This window comes from [Chlorobium] sp. 445, assembly GCA_002763895.1.
Classification (GTDB): Bacteria; Bacteroidota; Chlorobiia; order Chlorobiales; family Thermochlorobacteraceae; genus Thermochlorobacter.
The window spans coordinates 16,248-38,519 of sequence record NSLH01000019.1; the positions used below are offsets into that span (position 1 = coordinate 16,248).

Below are 22,272 nucleotides of genomic sequence, written 5' to 3' on the forward strand. Positions count from 1 at the left end.
GGCTCAATGTCAAGCTATTATTTTATCTTGTGTTAGTTTAGATTCCGTCTAAAACGTCTCTTTCTTCGAGCTTTACTTTTGCATACCGATTGCCTCCTCAAGGGCATGAAAATACACTTTGTTGAGTTCGTTTAGGCTTGCTTCAAACACTTTTTGATGGTTGATTGAAATCTCAACCCGCTCTTTTTTCGTCTCCCCAATTTTTTGACAGATGAGCCCAAAAGATTTTGCTAGCGTCTCCAGCGCATGTTGTTTTTCTGCGCTAACACTAATCACCACTCGACCTTGCGCTTCTGAAAATAGTGTGGCTTGAATCGCTGTATCTGACGGTGCTAGCTCAAGATTTACACTAAACCCAACTTGCACATCTTGATTGAGAATAGCGCTTTCAAGCAGCGCAATAGCCAGCCCGCCATCTGAGACATCATGCGCTGATTGCAACAACTTTTCTTTTGCTGCTGCTACCAAAAACTCTTGCAATGCTTTCTCTTCATCCAAGTCGCATGGAGGCGCATCAATCCCAAGTTCGCCATAGAAGTATGATAGGAACTCAGAACCGTTCAAGTCTTGGCTAAGTTTGCCGAGAAGATAGATACTCTCACCTGCTTGTTTGAAGGTTGCGGTTACGATATGGTCTGTATGCTCAATGAGTCCAATCATTCCAATCGTGGGCGTTGGATAGATAGCGACAGTTTCACCTCCAATCGTAGATTCATTGTAGAAACTCACGTTGCCACCTGTTACGGGTGTATCAAACTTTCGGCATGCTTCACCCATGCCCGCTACTGCCTCTTTGAATTGGAAATAAATGTCCGGTTTGTAAGGGTTGCCAAAGTTTAAGCAGTTCGTAATTGCAAGTGGTTTTGCGCCAGAGCATGCGATGTTGCGTGCACATTCTGAGACTGCAATTTGTGCGCCTTTGCGTGGATGCAAATAGACATAGCGCGCATTGCAATCAACTTTCAGAGCTAAGGCTTTCGTTGTGCCTTTAATGCGCACCACAGCTGCATCTGACACGCCTGCACTTACCACTGTGTTGGTGCGCACTGATGTATCGTATTGTTCATACACCCAATGCTTGCTGGCGATGTTAGGTCGTGAGAGCATCGCCAAAATTTCTTTTTGAAAATCAATTTCCGTGTCTGGTTTCAATTTCGGGAATGTGGTATTTGGCTTTTTCTCGATTGCTTCACGGTAGTAGACTGGTGCGCCGCCGCCTAATACCAAGGCTGGCGCAGGAATTTCTGCTACAATCTCTCCGTTCCAACGCACACGCAGCATGCCATCGCTTGTAACGCGACCAATCACAACAGCACTCAAATCCCACTTTGAAAAAATATCAATTACCTGTTGTTCATAGCCTTTCTTAGCCACAATGAGCATTCGTTCCTGCGATTCAGACAGCATAATTTCGTAAGGGGTCATATGTTTTTCGCGTGTTGGTACGCGCTCAAGCTCGAGCTCCATTCCACCCGCCCCTGTTTTTTCTATTGCGCGTGCTGCCATCTCTGCTGATGAACAGGTCAGACCAGCTGCTCCCATGTCTTGAATGCCCACAACATAGCCGCTTTCAATAGCTTCTAATGTGGCTTCAAGCAGCAGTTTTTCTGTGAAGGGATCGCCTACTTGCACATTTGGACGTTTGTCTTCAGAATTTTCGGAGAGTTCTTCTGATGCGAAGGTTGCCCCATGAATGCCATCGCGCCCTGTCGCAGAGCCTACAATCAAGACCGGATTGCCTTCACCACTTGCTATTGCTCGTGCAACTTTATGATGCTCGACAATTCCAACAGACATGGCATTAACTAAGGGGTTATTTTGGTAACATGTCTCGAAATAGATTTCTCCGCCGACGGTCGCAACGCCAAATGAATTGCCATAGTCACCAATGCCACGCACGACACCATCCATCAAATAGCGTACGCGCTCATCCTGCAGGTTTCCGAAACGCAGGGAGTTAAGTGTGGCAATGGGTCGCGCGCCCATCGTGAAGATATCGCGGTGTATGCCACCGACACCTGTTGCAGCACCTTGATACGGCTCGACAGCTGAGGGATGATTATGCGATTCAATTTTGAACGCAACGCCTAGTCCATCGCCAATATCGACCAGACCTGCGTTTTCTTCGCCTGCCTTAGCCAGCAACCGTGAGCCACTTCTTGGCAGTGTTTTCAGCACCGCAATTGAGTTTTTGTAGCTGCAGTGCTCCGACCACATCACCGAGAAAATGCCCAGTTCCGTGTAAGTCGGTGTGCGACCAAGAATGCGCAACATGGCGTGATACTCTTCTTCCAGCAGCCCATGCTGCTTTGCCAGTTCAAGTGTTACCGTTGGCTCTTGCATTAGCAAAGTTTGCAGTAGTTTTAAGGTTAGTGTCCTAAAATAAAAAGCCTTTGTGGCAAAGTTCCACAAAGGCTCGGGTTTCTTGCTCAACTCTTTTACTTCTCGTTTGGCTTCTTTTCTTCAGGTTTCGTTTCTTCCGGTTTCTTCTCTTCTTCTTTCTTCTGCGGTTCGCCTTCTTTCAAGATTGAGCGCAGCTGTTCCAAATTCCTTTCAATATCTTGGCGGCGACGACGCAATTCCTCAATTTTTCTTGCCGTGGATTCTTTGTCATCACCGATGTCTTCGAGTTTGCGCAGGATAATATCTGAGCCTTGTGAGCCTGTGGTAAAGTCAATCAAGCTTGGGTCTGCTGCACCACTCAAAATCGGCAGGATATTGAACTGCACGCCGAAGAGTACGCGCCATTCTGTGTAGTTTGTAGGCGCATTTGGTGGACGACGTACGATTCCAAACGCACCGTATTGCGTTTTGTCTTCTCTGCCAGTCAGTTGGTAGTCGAAGCCGAGTGTGAGTGCAAGGAAATCCACAGGTTTTAAGCGTGCACCTGCGGAGATAAATGCCATGGCTTCTCGCGTGTACGCCTGAACGGGTGGCTCAGAGATAAATACCCATCCCCAGATTTCAAGCATCAGGTCAACTGATGTTGTCGGATATTTTAAGCCAAGTGAGTATGTAATCGCATTGCTATTGGCTTCCACTTCAAAGTTTCGCCCTGGCGTATTGGAGATATTCTTACCAGCATCAAAGTAGTTGTAGAGCCCAAGGTTGAGATTGACGTTGAACGATTCTCTTGGAAAGAGGTTATCGGAATAGTAAGACAGTAGCACATTGATACCGACTTCGGGGCCACCTGCTGAGTACGGGTTACCAAATTGATTCCAGCGACTTGCCAGCGGAAGCATAAAGGTGGCCATACCGCCGACATAGACATAGTCATTTGCGATGCCAAAGGAAGCTACTTTTGCCGTTAAAAATATGCGCTCAAATACATTTGATGCAGCATCTTGATGATGAATGTCGCTGTAGATAAGCGGATTGAGTGCTACCAAGATATTATTTGTGAAGGCGTAGTCGAGGTGAATCGAGTTGGTTACGATAGAATGCGCTACAAGATTTCCTAACTGTCCTGCATAGGCTCCTGCAACTGTACTAAAATCAAAATGCGAAAAGAAGGTAAGGCTGCCCTGCTTAGGATTAAGTGCCTCTTGAGTGCGAATGAGGCGACTACTTGCTGTAAAAGCGTACTGTGCCCTCGTCTCCGCAGCGATTCCTCCTAAAAGAACAGTGAGCAGAAGTAGGTAAAGCGTTTTTCTCATTGTATTTATCCTCCGATTGATCGTCTATGGTTTCCAGTTTAGTTTCTTGCAAGTTCGCGGTTCAGGATGACGATGAGGAATATAGCATTCACAATGCCAAATATAGCATTTGTTACGGTAATAATGGTATTCAACACACTAATTGGACCGCCGGGCACAATCACCGTATCACCTCGTAGCAGTGCTGGAAAATTTTGTTCCCCTGTTTCAATGAACTTGTCTATATCGACTCGCACCACTTTCTCCACTACTGCGCTGTCCACCCGAGCATATCGTACAATGCGAATATCATCGAGTTTTGCTGTTGGGGCTGGTCCTCCCGCAATTGAGAGTAAGGATACAAGGTCAGTATTGTAGGGCACATAGTATTTTCCTGGACTGCGCACTTGACCCCAAAGATTTACATCAATTAAGATCCCTTGTCCTTGACCAAAAAAATATGCCGACGGCGCACTACTTGGGCTTTGAGGAGTCTCACCTTGCGGTGTTGTTCCAAATACTTGGGCTTCTGAAACACTTTGTGCGAAAATTACACAAAGTAGGACGACAAAGCAAACTTTTTTTCGCATTTCGGCAAATTTTATGGTTTTTTAACGGACCTAATTTATGCTCACGCGAAATCCCAAAAGTTCTGATGCGGTGCCATAGCGTCGGTCAATATCTTCTGGGAAGGCTTGAACCTGCCAGCGATATTGTACGCCACTCTCCAAGCGCTTAAAAACCCGCAAGCCATTTGGAATCCGCCTTACTGGACTTGGCGCTTGAAACACTTGACCAAAATTAATGCTCACTGTATCCCGATCACGGAAACTTGAGCCATCATACAAAATAGCCACGCAGTCTTCTTCAAAGAAGGTATCAAATCCTCGGAACTCATAGAGCTTGAGCACATAGAATCCGCTTGCGAATGAGGGTTTGCCCCACTCAAAGTAGATGGTTGTATCACTGCGTGAGAACACCAGTTGCCCAATCGGTGTTCGTGGTTCCACACGCGTTGCCAAGCGAAATGATTCTGGCACTGAACGCTCACTTCGTGCTCCCCTGCGCGTGTAGGCTTCGATCTGATAGTAGTATTGTACATCTGGTACAGCTGCTGCATCAATAAACACCGTGTCGGGCAGCCCAATTGCTTCTTGCGAGCCCAGTGGAATCTCACGCAGCAGTCGAAAGTTAATCGGCAGCGTGGTATCCTGTGCGACTTCACTGGTTCTAAAGACACGATATCCTGCAAGGTCTCTTTCGGTATTTCTAAACCATTCTAATCGAATTGCATTTTGTCCCGGCACTGGGCGAATGCCGCGCTCTACTTTTGCCGTATCAGATGACTTTGGCACGAACTGCGGTCGACGCGGTGCTGGGGGCTCTGGGTCAGGCGGACAGCCCAGCAAGAGCAGACTCATTGCAACAGCCCCAATAAGAAAAATCCCTGTTCTCGTCATCGCTTACAGCTAGAAAAACTCTGCTAAGTTTACAGTTAGCCCAATTCGGTGCGGGGCGCCTAATTCGCTCGATTGATACGCATAGTCAATGTAGAACGCACGAAAGAGAAAGATGCCTGCACCGAGTGTTAGATTACGGTCATAACTGCCGATGCGTAGGGCGAGCAAATCACGGAAACGGTATTCTAATCCTAGCGAGGTCAGTCCTTCATACTTTGTGTCGCGTGTGATGAGCAGAATCACCGAACTGTATAGAAATTCTAGTGGCTGTTTGTACGAGGCGTGAATCAGAAATGAGCGTGGAATAGCTGCGCGCGTTCTCAGGTCTGTATTCCATGCAATCGTGGTATTGAACAGATCTTTGACCGTCAAGCCAAAGACGAGATCACCGAAGATTTGTCTGCCAATGAAGTCTCCGAGTTTAAACTTGATGAGTGTGCCGATATCGACGCCCACACCATTGCCCGAAAAGCTCACACGTCGATCGCCGCCAAAACTTTGCGACACATACTTGAAGGTTACGCCCAGTGGGATTTCAATCGGCAAGCGAAAATATTGCCAACCAAAATCGACGGTATTGATCAGTGTCTTGGCAATCGAGATGAATAGCGCATCATCATTGTTTGAGAACGTTGCGCCACCATTGTCTAAAATACCCGCTCGAATTTGTCGGAAGTAGTCGCCTCGTGAGCCTGTTGGTTCATCGGTCAAGGGGATATTTGCAACACTGTTGCGAATCCAATTAAATGAGGCACCGATACCTGCACCTAAATCTTGAGAGTAGCCAATGTGGAAGTAATTTGAGAGTGGATTGCCAATTGAGCCAAACTGATTGGAATACATCGTTGAGATATACTTGCCCTTGATGAGTGCAAGCGCAGACGGGTTCCAAAAGAACGCAGAGCCATCTTTGTTATCGATTGGCGTAAACTGTCCGCCCACACCTAAAGCGCGTACGCCCAGCGGGATATCCAAAAAAGCTGCAGCATATCGCTCTTCCTGCGCTACTGCATAGCTTGACATGAGTAACGCCAGACTCATTAGCAGAAATTGCTTTTTCATCTTGATTTACTTTAAGGCTTAGCGCAGGCGCGCGATTTTGATAATCTCTTCTAAGACTCGCCCTCTTTGAATCACACGTATTTTGGCGTAGTACACTCCATTTGCTACGCTGTTGCCACGCTCATCTAAGCCTGACCATTCTATCACACGCCCCCCTACCTGCGTGAAAGTCAAATTTGCATTGTTCTCAAAACCGGGCGGCGCTACACCAGGCTGACGAAAGGTATTGATGAGCCGACCTGAAGCAGTATAGATTTTGATTTCAAACTCATCGGCAGGCTCCTGACCAATAATTTCATAGCCAATAAATGTGCGGTCTTCAAATGGATTGGGGTAAGCGCCATAGACGCGCAAACGAAAGTTTTCTTCAACGACAAAGCGCAAGGTGTCGCTGCGACGCACATTCAGATTTGCATCATAGAAAATAAATGCTACTTCTTGTTGTCCGTTCGGAAATTCATCGTCGTAAGTAATTCCTACGCTATTAGCATTTGGAGAAGAGATTGGAATATTGAGTTTCTCTTGCACCGCAGCAGAGCTATCACCATTGCGAATGACACGAATGAATTGACGATCTAAATAAATCCCGTTTTGATCTTGCAAGACCGCCACGATTCTTGGACGACGTGGAGCAAACCCGCCGGGCGCATATTCCTGACCTTCAATGCCGAGCGTAATCCGCGGCTGTGTTTGGTCGTTGGTATGCATCACAGCAAAGGTACCAAAGCGGTTGTAGTCGATTGCTACCGTATTGACATCTGGTTTCGACTGAATTGGAATGCGTAGCCAGCGCTCGATGTCTTCAGAAAAGAAATAGCCATTGACAAATGTGCGGCGTGTGGCAAAGTCTCTAGGATTCAGACGCATAGTAAGACGCAGCGGTCGCGCAAGTGTTATTGCTGAATCTACAGGTGTGATGCGATAGGCTAAACGTGTTGTGGCGGTGTCAGATTGTGAAGCCAGTCGCACAAATTCGTTGTCAGGCTGTCCGACTTTTACGGGATTTTCAATACGCTCTACTTTGAGCGCTCCACTTCTCGAAAAGGTCTCTGGTTCATAGCTTAGCGTGCAATTGTTATCGATTGGCACACTTGCGCCTGTGGTGTTTTGTACTTGCACAAGGTTGTAAGTGATGGTGCGCTGATTAGAGAGATTATTTCTGACATCAACATCTGGTGCGATAGTTGTATCACTAATAACTTGCACAGCAATGTTGTAGCTTTGCAGCAGCCTGAAGTCTGCAGGAACCGGCACTGTTGCACGCACTTTGCCATTTGCTGGAATTTGCACATTTGTCGTGCCAATCACTCGCCGTACTGCTCTCAGCGTTGGGGGAATGTTCTGAAAGAGAGAATTATTGACAGAGTTTTCGTAGAAAATCACACGTGTTGGACTTGCGACATTGCTCCAGTTGTAGACCTCTGCGCCAATCGTGATACGATTATCCTCGAGATAAAAATCAATTGTAGGATTGTCGTAGAACTGATTCAATCCTGCGCGGGCTTGTTGCACAGCTGCTACATCTGCTCGTTCGCCTACGACACTTTGCACGTTCTCGGAACGACTTTCTTCGCTGCCTGCGCGTACCACGGCTGAATAGGTTACAGTATGACCGCGCCGCATCGCTGTGGCTGGAATGCTGCTTGTTGTTACAAACACACCGGGTGCACTTGAGTCTGTTGGCAAATTCGCCTCAAAGACCGTCTCGCTTGTTTGCGTCGCACTATTGACACGTGTTACAGTTGCGCGTACCGTTACACTTTGCACCTGCTGACGCGCATCAACGCGCACTGTAAAATTCACCGCTCGATTTTCGCTTGTACGAATGTCGCTGGATGGTACCACACTGCGAATAAACGGTGCAGAATTGCTAAAGCGAACAACACCGCTCACATCTGCTCTTGCATCTTCAGAAATGATATGCGCTTTGAACTGTCCTCCACCACGCGAGAAATTGAGAATGTTTGTTCTTGTAATCGCTGGTGGTTGTGGTAGGATAATCACAAGACTGTCGGCAAACTGACCGCCAATTACTTGCCCGATTCTGCCGTTTCTGACTTGAAAGAGAATTGTACTTGTGGTTACTTCCAAATTATTTTGGTCTGTGATTCTGCCAAATCCGTTGCCGTTTGTAATCCCGTTTACCGTTCCACGAATTACCAAGCGTCCCCCAACGTTTGTCAGATGCGTTGGCAGTTCCCAACGAATTGCGGGCTCTCCAGTGGGTGTGCTTCTGCGTGGCAGCGCTAAGCGCAATGCCGGATCGCCAAACACACCGTATTGATACATCATGGTTGGAGCTTGCAGAGTGTAGATATCGCGATACTGCAAGTAATAACGAATTTTGCCACGAAAGAGCATATCGCCGATCGAGAGATCTTGAAATCGCTCATTGAGCAGAAATTCGTAAATCGATTGAGCCATTAAAAAATCATTGATAAACCAACCAAGCCCTGCTGATGCAATCATACCGATGCACCCTCGCTCCGGCGATAAGATGAGCTTTTCAGTTAGCGTAATAGGACTATTGACGAAAGTTCCACGTACGCTTGAAAGATCGTCGAAGGCACCGACAAAACAGGTCATGCTGGTAATGAATGGCAAGCGCGTACCATTGCGCAAGCGATCGACGGCTTCGCGTGTTAGCACCTGACTATCTCCCCAGATACCTCCGCCACCGTGTCCCATAAAATTCACAACCAACGCCCCAGTTTGATTGAGGGTATTGATGAGCTGATCTTGACCTCCACGATATTTATCAAGTGGCGCTGTGGCATCCAGACGGTTACGTCCTGCTGCAGTGTGCAAGCGATCGACAAACAAGGTTCGGTCAATGTATCCATCGATGAGCTGATCGGTCTGCACCACTTTATCTACCAATGTACCATCAGCAATAGAGCCCCTACCGCTTTCTGCTTCGCCTGCAATAAGCAAAATACGGTTGCGCCATTCACCTAAGGTTTGCTGTTGCTCGTAGGTAATGAGTTTCTGCAAGTAAGCCTGCAGATCATCTTGATTTTGTGCAGGTATGCGTGCAATTTGCAAATCAGGCACAAGGTCTAATTGTCCCGAGGCATCAATACCATCAATCATCGCAAACCAAGCATCAGAAGCCGTTGCGCCAAAAATGTAGGTTTGCACATGCATCGTGGGCACATCAGTTGGAGCGATCTTGCCAAACACTGCATCGCCAATTAGCAGCACATATGTCGGCGATTCACGCCATTCTCGATAAGCATAACTCAAAAACTCCCTTATTGCATATGGACTTTTGATACCATCATTAAACTCATCGTAGATATTATCTACTGTCGTTACCAGCACTCGATCGGGCTCACGCAAAGCTCGCAGACGGGCTTCTCGATTTTCCTTGTAGGCGCGTATTGGACTTAGCAGATTGTTTGCGTCTTTTTCGGTAAGAAATGCGCGTGAGGTAATGATGATGAAGTTGTAGGCATTATTTCTGTCACGCAATCTCACACTTGGCTCAAAGAGATTTGCAGGCGTTACTTTTTCAATGCGCAGTGGTAGCAGTTTCTTTGCATTTGTTATGCCAATATAGCGCACGTCTGCTGGGCTTAGCACTTCATCTTGAAAAATGGCGCGGAACTCAAATTTTCCTGTTCTCTCACCACGTTCATCAATGATTTCATACTGCTCGACTGTAAAATTGCCTAAGCGCCCTGTACCTTGTTTGTAGATTTCAATATCAGGCGTCGTAAACCCTGAGATTACAAACTGATAGCGTCCCGGTCTTGCCTCTGGCGGCGTTGTAAAGACAATTTCATTTTCTACAGCACGATACAAGCGACGATAAGTGACCTCCAGCCAGTTGAAGTAAAACAGAGGCGCCGACACACTTGGGTTGGCTTCGCCGCTCCCCACCCGTGCAGCAGACACCCCACCAAGTAATCGGTGCGCTAACGGTGAGAGCCCTGAACGAATGATAGCTGCAGGTTGATTTGTTCGTCCATCGCCCCACTCGGCTCTCATGACTTGTATGAAATCCACTTCCAAGCTAAAGAAGATATTGGCTATAAATTGTGGGTTGCGCCCATTTGCACTGCTGATACCATGCAAAGCTGCACGCAAAATGATGGAATCGGTCGTATTGTTCGTCTGTGGTGCTGGAATAGAGATAGGTAATGTCGTGCCGCGGTCTGTTGCCACTTGTGCCCAGAAGCGCTTATCTCCTGCATCGCTGTGATTGCGTGTGCGTCGGTAACCCGGAGAGTTGAAAACATCATGGACAAGTGCAAATCGCTCTGATAAGAGATCGTTCTCAAAGTGCAGGGTCGAGCGAAACGACTGATTGCGCAAGTTAATCACACCGCTAATCCCCCGCGGCTCTGCTGGAATCTCGACCAAGCGTAGCCCTCGATTGCTCGGTGTGAGAGTCTGTTCCCAGTAGAAGTAGTAGACATTCTCATCGGTGTAGGGATCATTATACATCTCTGGGCGATTCGGGTCTGAAAATGCTAAGCGATGCGCTTCACCAATAAATTCCACATAGTCATCTCGATTGAAGCGACCATCCTGCTCACCGCGGACATAGATGGGCACTTCGCGTCCTTTGTTGAAGAGTCTGAAGGTGCGTGGATCAGCGGAAAAAAATCTCGTGGGAGTTCTGCATCTTGAAACTCAAAAAAGCCAATGCGATACACCCCATCTTTGTCGACAATGAAGCGATACTTTGGCACTACTGGCAACCGCCCGAAGACACTCTGCTGCACGCCCATCGCCTCTGAAAAGGACATCAATTTGCCACCTATGGTTTTCTCAAGTGGCGTGTAGGGACTGCGTCGGCGTGGCGACTGACGCATCAATTCAGCTTCATCAAGATCAACCTTAAATTCTTCTGGCGTTGATTCTTGTGTATTCAGTGTGCACTCAATTGTAACTTTCTGAGCATAGCGCAGTGTTTTAGTCGCTGGCACATAAATGTATGGTGAGATTGTCAGGCTTGTCAGCGGTGTGCCGCGCATAGAGCCTGCGTAGAACCATTTAAGTTTTTCTTTTGGGAAGTTTTCCTTCTCTGAAATTTTCAATTCTGCCTTTACTTGCCCGCGCCATTCATCTCGTGCACCGATTGGCACATCATTTAGCTTCTCAGGATGAGCTTTCAGCACGACATTTTGCAGCACACCGACACCCTCTTCCGCTACAATCCTTGCCGATTGCACAGCCGCTTGCAAAACATAATGATAAGATGGGATGCGGTAGAGTTGATTCATCATCAGATGGTTAGTTGTCAGCGAGGCAATCTCCTGCTCGACATTGTCTTCGCTTACCTGTATTTCTCTCACGAATGGCACAGCAAATTCTAATACAAGCCGCACTTTGCTGTTATCTACCTTTGCCACAGACACCACTGAGGAGGGTTCAAGCGATATCTTTTCGCTCTTGCTCGAGGGTGTTATGTGCTGCGCCAGCAGTCTTTGAGGAAAAAGAGTAAGAAGCAACCATAAAGCGGTACTTGCAGCCAACACATGCCGCAGATGAATATGCGTCATTAAAGTTTTGATCTTGTTAGTCATGCAGTCTGCTTTTGTGCAGTGATGAGGCGGTATGCATGAATATGAGTGTTTTTTAGCTGTTGCAAAAATATAGGCAGCAGTGCAATCTATCAAGTTCTCAATTTGTCCCCTTGTTTGCTTTACCTTGCCGCTACAGCTTTGCCATGACAGTTCTTGTATTTTTTGCCACTGCCACAAGGACATGGGTCATTTCGTCCGGGTGTTTTCTCTACTCGGATTGGCTGTTGCTTCGGCACTTCTTCTTGCTCTATATCAGCGTTTGCTTGGCTCTGCACTGCGCTAGAACTATACGCGCTTTGTGCCTCTGCATGAACAGCTTTAAGTCGACTGCGCTGCACACGACGTGGCTCCATGACTGGCTGTGCGACAGGATACAGCTTGAAGGCAACAGATAGCGTTTGTGCAGCAATCTCATTCAGCATCTGCACAAAGAGCTCGAAGGCTTCTTTCTTATATTCCAGCAGCGGATCTTTCTGACCGTAGGCGCGTAGGTTAATTCCCTCTTTAAGGTCGTCAATGTCGCGCAAGTGCTCACGCCACTTTTCATCAATGACACTTAGCACCGCAAAGCGCTCAATGCGTCCCATCATCTCATTGCCAAGTTGCTCTTCCTTGCGTTTGTAGAATTCGCTTGCGGTGTGATAGACTAACTCCTTTACACCTTCTTTGCCAAGGGCGGCAAATTTGTCTCGCGTCAGTTCAATCGGGTACACTGAGCTCTCGCAGCACTTGCTCCTTTAAGCCTTCAGCGTCATAATCGCCAACATATTTTTCTGCGATTTGCTCGGCATAAGTATCTAAGAGATCGAAGATTTCCAGGCGAAGACGTTCTTTGTAGAGCGCATCACGACGGCGCGCATAGATGATCTCACGCTGTTGGTTCATCACATTATCGTATTCCAGCAGTCGCTTTCTGACTCCGAAGTTCTGTTCTTCGACTCGGCGCTGAGCACGCTCAATAGATTTCGTTACCATGGGATGCTCAATCACATCGCCCTCTTGATGCCCTAATCTATCCATGATTGAAGCGATGCGCTCTGAGCCAAAAAGACGCATCAGGTCATCTTCGAGCGACACATAAAATTGCGAGATACCCGGGTCGCCCTGCCTGCCTGCGCGTCCACGCAACTGCCTATCAATGCGGCGTGCTTCGTGTCGTTCTGTACCCAGAATGAACAGCCCACCGAGTTCTTTGACACCCGGACCGAGCTTGATATCCGTGCCACGCCCCGCCATGTTTGTCGCAATCGTTACCGCTCCCTTTTGTCCTGCTTGTGCAATAATTTCCGCTTCGCGTTGATGCTGCTTGGCATTTAGCACATTATGCGGAATCTTCCGCATCTTGAGAAACCGTGATAGCGTCTCAGAGACTTCCACGCTTGTTGTACCCACCAGCACAGGTTGCCCTTTCTTGCGCAACTCTTCAATTTTTGCAATCACAGCGTTGTATTTCTCACGCTTGGTCTTAAAGACTAAATCTTCTCGATCTTCTCGGATGACTTTTTTGTGCGTTGGAATGACCACAACATCGAGCTTATAGATTTCAAAAAACTCTTGTGCTTCGGTTTCCGCTGTGCCTGTCATTCCAGCAAGTTTTTTGTAGAGCCGAAAGTAATTTTGCAGCGTAATGGTCGCCATCGTTTGCGTCTCGCCTTCGATCTTGACCCCTTCCTTGGCTTCGATGGCTTGGTGAAGCCCGTCGCTATAGCGGCGTCCAGTCAAAATGCGTCCTGTAAATTCATCGACAATCAGCACCTTGCCATCTTGCACGACATATTCATCATCGCGTTCGTAGAGCGAGTAGGCGCGCAAGAGTTGGGAGACATTGTGAATGCGTTCCGATTTCTCAGCAAACACTCTATAAAGTTCGTCTTTCTTTTCTTGTTTTTGCGCCTCTGAAAGATTTGGATCATTTTGAATTTTTGCGATTTCCGTGCCCACATCAGGCAGCACAAAGAAGTCATGGTCTTGATTAGCATCAGTAATGAGCAGGCGCCCCTTTTCAGTCAAATCAATTTGATGGAATCGCTCGTCTATAGAGTAATAAAGTTCATCATCAACTTCATGCATGCGCCGGGCGTTGTCGCGCAGAAACTCGTTTTCGACCATCTGCATCAGGCGAGCATTTGCGCCTTCGCCAATGAGTTTGATGAATTTTTTGTTCTTTGGCTGACCGCGTTTGGCACGCAAGAGCCCAAGCCCTGCCTTAAACTCCCAATCTTTATCAATCTTATCTTTTTCGGTAAGCAGCTTTTCGACTTCGCTTAAAATTTTCGCCACAAGGTTCTGCTGCGCTCGAACAAGCCGCTCGACCTTTGGTTTGAGCTCTATAAATTTACTCGTATCGGATTGTGGGACGGGACCAGAGATAATCAGTGGCGTACGCGCTTCATCGATGAGTACAGAGTCGACTTCATCGACAATAGCATAGTTAAACCCACGTTGAACAACCTCTTCTTTGTCGGTTGCCATATTGTCGCGCAGGTAGTCGAAGCCAAACTCGTTGTTGGTGCCAAAGGTTACATCAGCGGCGTAGCTTTGTCGGCGTTCTGCTGAGGTCATATCTGAGAGAATGACCCCGACTTTGAGATTATGAAATTCATAAATCGGTCCCATCCATTCACGGTCGCGTTTGGCAAGGTAGTCGTTGACAGTAACAATGTGCACGCCGCGTCCTGTCAGCGCATTGAGAAAGGCTGGCAGCGTTGCAACCAGCGTTTTGCCTTCGCCCGTCGCCATTTCCGCAATTTTACCTTCATGCAGCACAATACCGCCAATCAGTTGCACATCGTATGGAATCATGTCCCACTTAATCGTCGTGCCGCCTGCAACCCACTCTTTGCCAACTAGCCTGCGGCAGGTATCCTTGACAATTGCAAATGCTTCGGGAAGAATCTCGTTGAGAATTTCTTCAGTGGCGTTGTGCAGTTCTTTCTCAAGCGACTCGATTTTCTCTTTGATATGTTGTGCTTCCTCAAAGGTCAGATCGAGATTGCTCAGTTTTTCCTTCTCAGCACTTAGTTCTTCTTCGATTTCTGCCGTGTAGTCTTTGATGCGAGCTTTGAGCTCTTCAGTTTTAGCACGCAGTTCATCATCGCTCAGCTTCTGAAATTCCTCGTAGTAGCTATTGATCTCCTCGACAATCGGCATCAGACGCTTGACATCCTTGTCATGCTTCGTTCCAAATACTTTTTCCAAAAATTTCAGCATATCACTTTTGTTTAGTGTTGCATGGCTTCATTTAAAAAAGAGCGCAGTTCTAAAGCGCTTGCTTTCCTTCTTGGCTTGTTTCTCGCTTGAGCACCCATTCACGAATGTAAGAGACAATGTCTGCCGTTGGCGTGCCCGGCACAAAGAGTTTTCCTGTGCCCATTTCTTGCAGTTTGAGAATGTCTTGTTCTGGGATAATTCCGCCCCCCATGAGCAAAACATCGTTCAAACCTTTTTCGCGCATTAGTTTGAGCACACGTGGAAAAATTGTCATATGCGCGCCGCTCAATACACTGATACCAATCACATCAACATCTTCTTGTAGAGCCGCTTGCACAATCATCTCTGGCGTTTGGCGCAGCCTGTGTAAATGACTTCCATACCCGCATCGCGCAACGCTGCAGCAATAACCTTTGCACCACGGTCGTGCCCGTCCAAACCCGCCTTGGCTATGAGCACGCGAATCGGTCTATTCACAAGTTCGAGTTCTTCTTGTTTTAAGTAGAGTTACCACATACTACTCTGCACTTACTGAATTTCAAAGATAGTGAAATCGCTTTGCTACGCCAATGCCCGAGCTATGCAAAAAGCTCTTGCACAAAAGAAATTTTTTATGCATATTTGTATCCCAACTTGTACGAAAGTTCTTTGAGTTCATTATGCGAGTATGCGAGAGTAGCTCAGCTGGTAGAGCATCACCTTGCCAAGGTGAGGGTCGCGAGTTCGAACCTCGTCTCTCGCTCACAACACACTGCCTTGCGTTTGCAAGGCTATTTTTTTTCTTGCTTCCCCCTTGTTTTTCCCTGTTAGCAAGGATGCTAACAGAAACTCTACAGAAACTCTGGAACTCTGGAGAGGTGCGAGAGTGGCTGAATCGGTCGGTCTCGAAAACCGATGTAGTCGCAAGACTACCGTGGGTTCGAATCCCACCCTCTCCGCCCTAGCATGCACCCTAAAGTCTCGCTGGCAAAAAATTAAAGGGCTACACGCACCCTTAGCGTATAGCCCCAAAGGCATCACAGCGGAGACAGAAATGTGCTTTTTTCGCTATCTTGCAGTCCCATCCACATTTGAACCCGATCCTGATGTCGGTGTTCCTGACGACACTGGTGTCAACTGCCGCACATTTTGCGCTTGCAGTCCTTTCGTCGTCGTAATCAGTTCAAATTCGACCGGTGCCCCAGGATCCAGCATCTTATACTTGCGGTCCGAGTTGATAGCCGAATAATGCACAAAAATATCTTCACCGCCGTTTGGATTCAAAATGAATCCATAGCCTTTTTGCCGTCAAACCATTTGACATTGCTACGGTTTGCCATTGCTGATACTCCTCTCGTTTACTGCGTTTGAAAATTCTGCCCCGCCACTTACTACCAGCTAAATGTTCTCTTCTCTCTCCGTAGCAATGTAGAAGTTGCCCCCCGCTTCATCAATTCGACTTTCTCAAAATCTCATTTCTTTACAGTCGATACAGCCGTTTTTTTCTTCTGTGATTGATCTAACTTATGCTTACTTGCTAAGTCTCTGACAAAATTGCTTTAGCGCCCTATGTTTGGCTGTAAAATTCTGCCTATTCTCTGGCATTACTTTTGTCATAGTCATTACCCTTTTTTTGATAAAAGGGACACTTTTTGGCATGCTGCCTGACAACTTTTCCTGCTCTAATTTGTTTTTTTTAACGAAACTTTAAGTTTGGCATAGCGTTTGTGCATGTGGAACTCAAGAATCTTCTAACACAGCGTGAGCGGGCTCACACCGTTCGTGCTATAAAAACGAGAGGGATAGAAATTATGGACAGCAACTTCTCCAGTGGGGTGCAATCAGCTTTGCGCTTCAGTCGCGAGGAAGCTCTACGGCTTGGATATGACCACATTAGCACGGAGCATCTTATGCTGGGTCTTTTGCGCGATCGGGATAACACCGCTGTGAGGACCCTAGAAAATCTGGGCGTCAACATTGATGCATTGAAAAAATCCATTGAAGACGTTATTGGCACATCAAACGGCGTGCCGTTCTTTGGCAATCTCCCCCTGACAAAATCTGCTGAGACGGCACTGCGTCGTATGGTGCTCGAGGCACAAGCCATGAAATCATCGTTCATCGGCACAGAGCATTTGCTTCTTTCTCTGCTGCGCGATGAACAATCTCTTGTTTCGCAAACGCTTTCGGAGTTTGGCGTAACCTATCTTGATGTGCGACGCGAACTCACGGAGCAGTCTGACTTGCTTTCTGCTTCGGCGTCCTCTGAAAAGAGCGATGAACCAGAACTTGTAAGTGCAAATGATACACCTGCGGCACCTGAACCGCCAAAATCGCGCCCCATGCCAAAGGGTCGCAGTAAGACCCCTGCGCTGGACACCTTCGGGCGCGACCTTACTAAACTTGCTCAAGAAGATAAACTCGACCCTGTGATTGGTCGTGAAAAAGAGATTGAGCGTGTGACGCAAATTCTATCGCGTCGCAAAAAGAACAACCCTGTGCTTATCGGTGAGCCTGGCGTTGGCAAAACCGCAATTGCTGAAGGTTTGGCGCTGCGCATTGTCAAGCGGCAAGTGCCCGCTGTGCTCTTTGGCAAGCGTGTTGTAGCGCTTGACATGGCCTCTCTCGTTGCTGGCACAAAGTTCCGTGGACAGTTTGAAGAGCGCCTGCAAGCCATTATGCAAGAACTTGCTAAATCGCCGGATGTGATTCTCTTCATCGATGAACTTCATACCATTGTTGGTGCCGGCGGTGGTCAAGGCTCACTTGATGCCTCTAATATCTTCAAACCTGCGCTTGCACGCGGCGAACTGCAATGCATTGGGGCAACTACGCTCGATGAATATCGTGAATACATCGAAAAAGATGGGGCACTCGAGCGCCGCTTCCAGAAAGTGATGGTTGAACCACCAACAGCTGAAGAGACATTGCAAATTCTGGAGCAACTCAAAGGGCGTTACGAAGCACATCACAATGTGCGCTACACCAAAGCGGCACTTGAAGCTATCGTCAAACTTTCTGATCGATACATTCAAGATCGTTACTTCCCAGACAAAGCTATCGATGTGCTCGACGAAGCCGGTAGCCGTGTGCATCTGTCTAATATCAAAGTGCCACAAGATATTCTAGATTTAGAAGCCCAGCTTGAGCGATTGCGCAAAGAAAAAATGGACATGGTCAAACAACAACGCTTTGAGGAAGCAGCGCGCTTGCGTGATGAATACCATCGCATGCAAACAGAACTCAAAGCACGAGAAAAAGCTTGGGCAGAATCCAGCGAAGTCTTTGAAGTTACAGAAGACGCCGTTGCTGCAGTGGTTGCAAGCATGACTGGTGTACCTGTTGAGAAAGTTGGCACCAGCGAGTCGCAGAAACTCTTGCAACTTCCTAATGAACTCAAGCGCGTCGTGATTGGTCAAGATGAAGCCGTAGAAAAAATTGCGCGTGCGATTCAGCGCAGTCGTGCTGGTCTCAAAGACCCGAATCGACCTATTGGCTCCTTTATCTTTCTTGGTCCAACCGGTGTCGGCAAAACGGAACTTGCTAAAGCCCTTGCTCGACAGCTCTTTGGCAATGATGATGCGCTGATTCGCATTGATATGTCGGAATACATGGAGCGCTTCAATGTGAGCCGTTTGGTTGGCGCGCCGCCTGGATATGTGGGCTATGATCAAGGTGGCGAACTGACCGAAAAAGTGCGACGCAAACCCTATTCTGTCGTCTTGCTCGATGAAATCGAAAAAGCGCATCCTGATGTCTTTAACTTGCTTTTGCAATTACTCGATGATGGTATTCTGACCGACGCACAAGGTCGGCGTGTAGATTTCAAGAACACCATTATCATCATGACATCGAATATCGCTGCACGCGATATTGAAATGCGCGCCAGAGGCAGAATGGGCTTTGCCATTGAAACCGAAAACGATAAGTTCAATTCAGTCAAGGCGACTATAGATGAGGCACTGCGCCGATTCTTCTCGCCCGAATTTCTCAATCGCATTGACGACGTGATTGTCTTCAAACCACTTACAAAAGAGCATATTTCGAAGATCATCGATCTGATGCTCGAGAAAGTCTTTGCACGGTTTAAGACACTGGGCATGTCGGTGCACCTAAGCGATGCTGCAAAGTCTTTCCTTATCGAGAAAGGCTATGATGCAAAGTTTGGTGCCCGTCCCTTGCGCAGAGCTTTGCAAAAGTATGTCGAAGATCCACTGGCAGAAGAACTGCTGCGCATGCGCTTCAAGCAAGGTAGCACGATTGAAATCGGCTTTAGCGAAAGTGAGGGCAAACTGACTTTTACTGAAGTCGCACCTCAAGTTGATGTGCAAACCAGTGTCGGTACATTAAGCAGTCAGTAGTGTGTTGCTTCCTGCGGTTTTCAGGCAGAGTGTTTTCCGCAATGCTGTAGCGGTTAGCTCTGCCTGAGACCAAAATGTTATCCCACTTCATAAGCATAACGCTTCTGCCCACACTATTTGCCGCTATCCCCGTTTTTCTTACCTTAGCTTAAATGCGCTGCAGAGCGCCTCTACATTTTTTGAAAGGAGTATAACTTTATGACTTATCTTACTGGCTCAACTCAACCGCAGCCATCATCATTGATTCCTACCTCAGCACTCGCACCGCAGTCTAAGGAGACACTGTGTAGCAGCTGTGGTTTATGCCAAGTGCGTGCGTGGCCCGCTAAAGAAAGTTTTGAGAGTTGTGTCTTCGAACTCGGCTGGCTTGGCAATGCTGAAACGGCATTATACGGTAGAGAACGCTCACAAGAGGACTTAGAGGAAATGCGCTTTGGCATCATGCGTGCGCGATATATTGCGCGGCTTCGCTCACCGATTCCCGAGGCGCAGTGGAGTGGCATCATTACGCGCCTTGCAGCCAAAGCCCTTGAAACAGGCATGGTTGAAGCTGTTGCCACTCTACATCGCAGCAAAGTCGACTACTTTTTTCCTGAACCTGTTTTAGCGCGCACTTCCGCTGAAGTTTATGAGGCGCGTGGCAATAAGCCCGTAATTTCACCTACGCTCAAAAGTTTAGAAACCGCCTACCGTCAAGGCGTAAAAAAACTTCTTGTGATTGGCGCCTCTTGCCATATCCATGTCTTGCGCGATTTCCAGCAACGCTTTCCATATCTGTGCGATATGCAGATTCTGACCATCGGCATTCCGTGCGTCGATAATGTTAAACCAAAGAAACTGCGTTGGGCTCTGGAGCGCATTTCTAAATCTCCAAGCACCGTTCGGCATTATGAATTCATGCAAGATTTCACGGTGCATCTCAAACATGAAAATGGGGAGATTGAAAAAGTTCCTTATTTCTCACTGCCACGCGAACTTTCGCAGCCTGACGTCTTTGCGCCCAGTTGCATGAGCTGCTTTGACTACATGAATGGTCTTTCCGACATTACAATTGGCTATGCAGCGGCACCTCTTGTCAAAGATGAAAAACGTCAGTTTATCATTGTTCGCACAGAAAAAGGTGAAACGCTTTTTCAACTCATCAAAGATGAACTAGAGTTTTTCCCTGAAGAATCCTCTGGCAGCTGCGCTGATGCGGTCAAAATGAATGTTCAAACTATGCTCGAGCGCTGGCAACGCGCCGATAAGCAAACTGGTCGACGCATTCCAATCTGGCTCGGCAGAGTGATGGCGTTTATTCTCTCACGATTTAGTTTCAAGGGCATAGAGTTTGCGCGCTACTCTATTGACTTTCATCTTATTCGCAACTACTACTTTGTCAAAGAGCGCTATCCTGAAAAGCTCCAGACACTTGTTCCAAAGCATGTCTATCGGCTGCTCGAGAAGTATGGCTTTGAGCCGTAGGTGCGCATCGGCGCGCTCACTTGAGGAGTGTCATTTTTCGTGTTTGTGAAAATTCATCGGCGCGCAGCTGATAAAAATACATGCCAGAAGTCAGACCGTGCGCTGAAAAGTATGCGCGATAGGCTCCAACCTCTTGCACTTGATTGACCAGCGTTGCGACTTCACGTCCCAGCACATCAAAGACTTTCAGGCTCACCTTACTGCGCTTGGGAAGTGTGTAAGCAATTGTTGTCGTTGGATTGAATGGATTGGGGTAGTTTTGCTCTAAGCGAAATTCTTTTGGCAGTGCACCATCACTTTCACGCACACTCGATGTTGCTGCAAAAAAGTAAGTGAGCATCTCGCTCAGCAAGGCGCGCCAATTTCCCCAAGAATGTCCTTCGTTGACTTCGCGATAACGTACAGGATAGCCTTTTTCTTCTAAGTTCCGCCGAAAGGCTCGTGTATTGCTTTCGCCATCGAAGAGTGTGCCTGTTGAAAGAAAAAATTTCAGTGGCAAGCGTGCCCGCTGTTGATACTCGGCAGCAACGCTTGGCGCTACCCAGAGCGCTGGAGATTGCATGGCAATTAAACCAAATGTTTGCGAGGCATTCAAACCAAAATACGCTGCATTTAATCCGCCAAGCGACGTGCCCAAAATCGCACGCTGTTCTGCACGGCGCACGGTGCGATAAAGCGAATCAATGTGCGGCACGAGCTCTGCTGCCACAAAGCTCAGATAATTTGCATTCGTTACCAATTCTGACGCACGCCGATTTTGTGAGAGATTATCTGGATTTCTGGGATCAATGAAGACGGCAATGACCGGTTGAATGCGTCGCTCAGCTATAAGGTTATCTAAGACAATCACCATGCTGCCCATCGCATCGTTGGCGTATTCGTGTCCGTCTGTTACATAAATCGTTGGCATCGGTTGCGCGCTTGCAGCGTCGTATCCAAACGGCGTATAGACTCGATACTGCACCGTGTAGCCTAATTGTGCACTTTGTATGCGTTGATTTTCAGAGAGACTGCCACGCTGCGCTGTGCGTAGAACAACCTCAGGCGAGGGGCGATAGTTCGGCATTCGCAGTTCAGAGTTTGGACCGAACCCACTCATCTGCGTTAGCGGATTGTTTGGGTCCAAAATCCAAGTCGAGCCGTTGAGCACAATTTTGTAGTCAATACGTGCATCACTTGGGAAGGATTGTTCAAGCAACCAGATGTCAGAATTTGGCAGTAAGTTGCCGCTATTGCGAATCTGTGAAGCATTGCCCCAACTGTTGAAATCGCCATTCCAACGCACGCTGCTGGCATTGCCACGATAGAGAAACCCTACTGAATCCCCAATCGCAAACGGAATGCGACGTGCCTCTTGCATAGCTGACCAAAACGCATCGAGCTTTGCTCGTCCTGCAGCATCCGTGCTCTGCAAAGCAAGTTGCAAAAGCGTATCTCGCCACGCTTGAAATGAGGAGAAACTTTGAGGGCTGGGCTGTGCATGCACTTTTGCTAACGCCAGCAGCAGGCAGAGGGCAAGCGTAAGTAATTTCTTCATTATCAATTTTGCTACTTTGCACAC

General features: G+C 47.6%; 11 protein-coding genes, 1 tRNA gene and 3 pseudogenes. 3 read left to right on the forward strand and 12 right to left on the reverse strand.

Annotated elements, in window-relative coordinates; genetic code table 11:
* Nucleotides 1–72 precede the first annotated feature (72 nt).
* From CMR00_08600 to CMR00_08640, 9 genes and pseudogenes are all read right to left on the reverse strand, one after another.
* On the reverse strand, nucleotides 73–2,343 hold the full coding sequence (locus CMR00_08600) for a phosphoribosylformylglycinamidine synthase II (protein ID PIO47742.1): 2,271 nt from the start codon (nucleotides 2,341–2,343) through the stop codon (nucleotides 73–75).
* 95 nt (nucleotides 2,344–2,438) lie between these two features.
* Nucleotides 2,439–3,659 (reverse strand): hypothetical protein, encoded by a 1,221-nt coding sequence (locus CMR00_08605; GenBank protein PIO47743.1) that lies wholly within the window; start codon nucleotides 3,657–3,659, stop codon nucleotides 2,439–2,441.
* A gap of 38 nt (nucleotides 3,660–3,697) precedes the next feature.
* Nucleotides 3,698–4,228, reverse strand: a complete 531-nt coding sequence (locus CMR00_08610) for a hypothetical protein (GenBank protein ID PIO47744.1) — start codon at nucleotides 4,226–4,228, stop codon at nucleotides 3,698–3,700.
* A 30-nt stretch (nucleotides 4,229–4,258) separates the two neighbouring features.
* On the reverse strand, nucleotides 4,259–5,098 hold the full coding sequence (locus CMR00_08615) for a hypothetical protein (GenBank protein ID PIO47745.1): 840 nt from the start codon (nucleotides 5,096–5,098) through the stop codon (nucleotides 4,259–4,261).
* Nucleotides 5,099–5,107: 9 nt separating this feature from the next.
* Nucleotides 5,108–6,121 carry a hypothetical protein gene (locus CMR00_08620; GenBank protein PIO47746.1) on the reverse strand — a complete coding sequence of 338 codons (1,014 nt, stop codon included), beginning with the start codon at nucleotides 6,119–6,121 and terminating at the stop codon, nucleotides 5,108–5,110.
* Nucleotides 6,122–6,178: 57 nt separating this feature from the next.
* Nucleotides 6,179–10,669, reverse strand: a complete 4,491-nt coding sequence (locus tag CMR00_08625) for a hypothetical protein (protein ID PIO47747.1) — start codon at nucleotides 10,667–10,669, stop codon at nucleotides 6,179–6,181.
* Nucleotides 10,639–11,673: a hypothetical protein gene (locus CMR00_08630; protein ID PIO47748.1), complete on the reverse strand. Its 1,035-nt coding sequence runs from the start codon at nucleotides 11,671–11,673 to the stop codon at nucleotides 10,639–10,641. The genes CMR00_08625 and CMR00_08630 overlap by 31 nt, the downstream gene beginning before the upstream one ends.
* A 143-nt stretch (nucleotides 11,674–11,816) precedes the next feature.
* Nucleotides 11,817–14,907, reverse strand: a pseudogene (locus tag CMR00_08635) (preprotein translocase subunit SecA).
* A gap of 49 nt (nucleotides 14,908–14,956) precedes the next feature.
* A pseudogene (locus tag CMR00_08640) lies at nucleotides 14,957–15,384 on the reverse strand (methylmalonyl-CoA mutase).
* Between the two features lie 192 nt (nucleotides 15,385–15,576).
* Between CMR00_08640 and CMR00_08645 the strand changes: the two are divergent.
* Nucleotides 15,577–15,649 (forward strand) — tRNA-Gly (locus CMR00_08645).
* On the opposite strand, the gene CMR00_08650 is transcribed toward CMR00_08645, so the two are convergent.
* Both CMR00_08650 and CMR00_08655 read right to left on the reverse strand, forming a co-directional pair.
* Nucleotides 15,649–15,924 carry a hypothetical protein gene (locus CMR00_08650; GenBank protein PIO47749.1) on the reverse strand — a complete coding sequence of 92 codons (276 nt, stop codon included), beginning with the start codon at nucleotides 15,922–15,924 and terminating at the stop codon, nucleotides 15,649–15,651. The genes CMR00_08645 and CMR00_08650 overlap by 1 nt on opposite strands.
* A 30-nt stretch (nucleotides 15,925–15,954) precedes the next feature.
* Nucleotides 15,955–16,226: pseudogene (locus CMR00_08655) on the reverse strand (cold-shock protein).
* Nucleotides 16,227–16,697: 471 nt separating this feature from the next.
* Between CMR00_08655 and CMR00_08660 the strand changes: the two are divergent.
* Nucleotides 16,698–19,247 carry a Clp protease ClpC gene (locus CMR00_08660; GenBank protein PIO47750.1) on the forward strand — a complete coding sequence of 850 codons (2,550 nt, stop codon included), beginning with the start codon at nucleotides 16,698–16,700 and terminating at the stop codon, nucleotides 19,245–19,247.
* Nucleotides 19,248–19,445: 198 nt separating this feature from the next.
* On the forward strand, nucleotides 19,446–20,711 hold the full coding sequence (locus CMR00_08665) for a coenzyme F420 hydrogenase (protein ID PIO47751.1): 1,266 nt from the start codon (nucleotides 19,446–19,448) through the stop codon (nucleotides 20,709–20,711).
* A 16-nt stretch (nucleotides 20,712–20,727) separates the two neighbouring features.
* Here CMR00_08665 and CMR00_08670 read toward each other — a convergent pair whose 3' ends face one another.
* Entirely contained in the window at nucleotides 20,728–21,051 is a 324-nt protein-coding gene (locus tag CMR00_08670) for a hypothetical protein (GenBank protein PIO47764.1), read from the reverse strand.
* Nucleotides 21,052–22,272: the final 1,221 nt, after the last annotated feature.

Bases quoted from the DNA above. Each gene is read 5' to 3' on its own strand.
- CMR00_08620 (PIO47746.1), bottom strand. From the start codon at position 6,121: ATGTCAAGCTATGCAGTAGCGCAGGAAGAGCGATATGCTGCAGCTTTT.
- CMR00_08650 (PIO47749.1), bottom strand. From the start codon at position 15,924: ATGCCTTTGGGGCTATACGCTAAGGGTGCGTGTAGCCCTTTAATTTTT.
- CMR00_08600 (PIO47742.1), bottom strand. From the start codon at position 2,343: ATGCAAGAGCCAACGGTAACACTTGAACTGGCAAAGCAGCATGGGCTG.
- CMR00_08665 (PIO47751.1), top strand. From the start codon at position 19,446: ATGACTTATCTTACTGGCTCAACTCAACCGCAGCCATCATCATTGATT.
- CMR00_08670 (PIO47764.1), bottom strand. From the start codon at position 21,051: ATGCTCACTTACTTTTTTGCAGCAACATCGAGTGTGCGTGAAAGTGAT.
- CMR00_08615 (PIO47745.1), bottom strand. From the start codon at position 5,098: ATGACGAGAACAGGGATTTTTCTTATTGGGGCTGTTGCAATGAGTCTG.
- CMR00_08630 (PIO47748.1), bottom strand. From the start codon at position 11,673: ATGACGCATATTCATCTGCGGCATGTGTTGGCTGCAAGTACCGCTTTA.
- CMR00_08605 (PIO47743.1), bottom strand. From the start codon at position 3,659: ATGAGAAAAACGCTTTACCTACTTCTGCTCACTGTTCTTTTAGGAGGA.
- CMR00_08610 (PIO47744.1), bottom strand. From the start codon at position 4,228: ATGCGAAAAAAAGTTTGCTTTGTCGTCCTACTTTGTGTAATTTTCGCA.
- CMR00_08660 (PIO47750.1), top strand. From the start codon at position 16,698: ATGGACAGCAACTTCTCCAGTGGGGTGCAATCAGCTTTGCGCTTCAGT.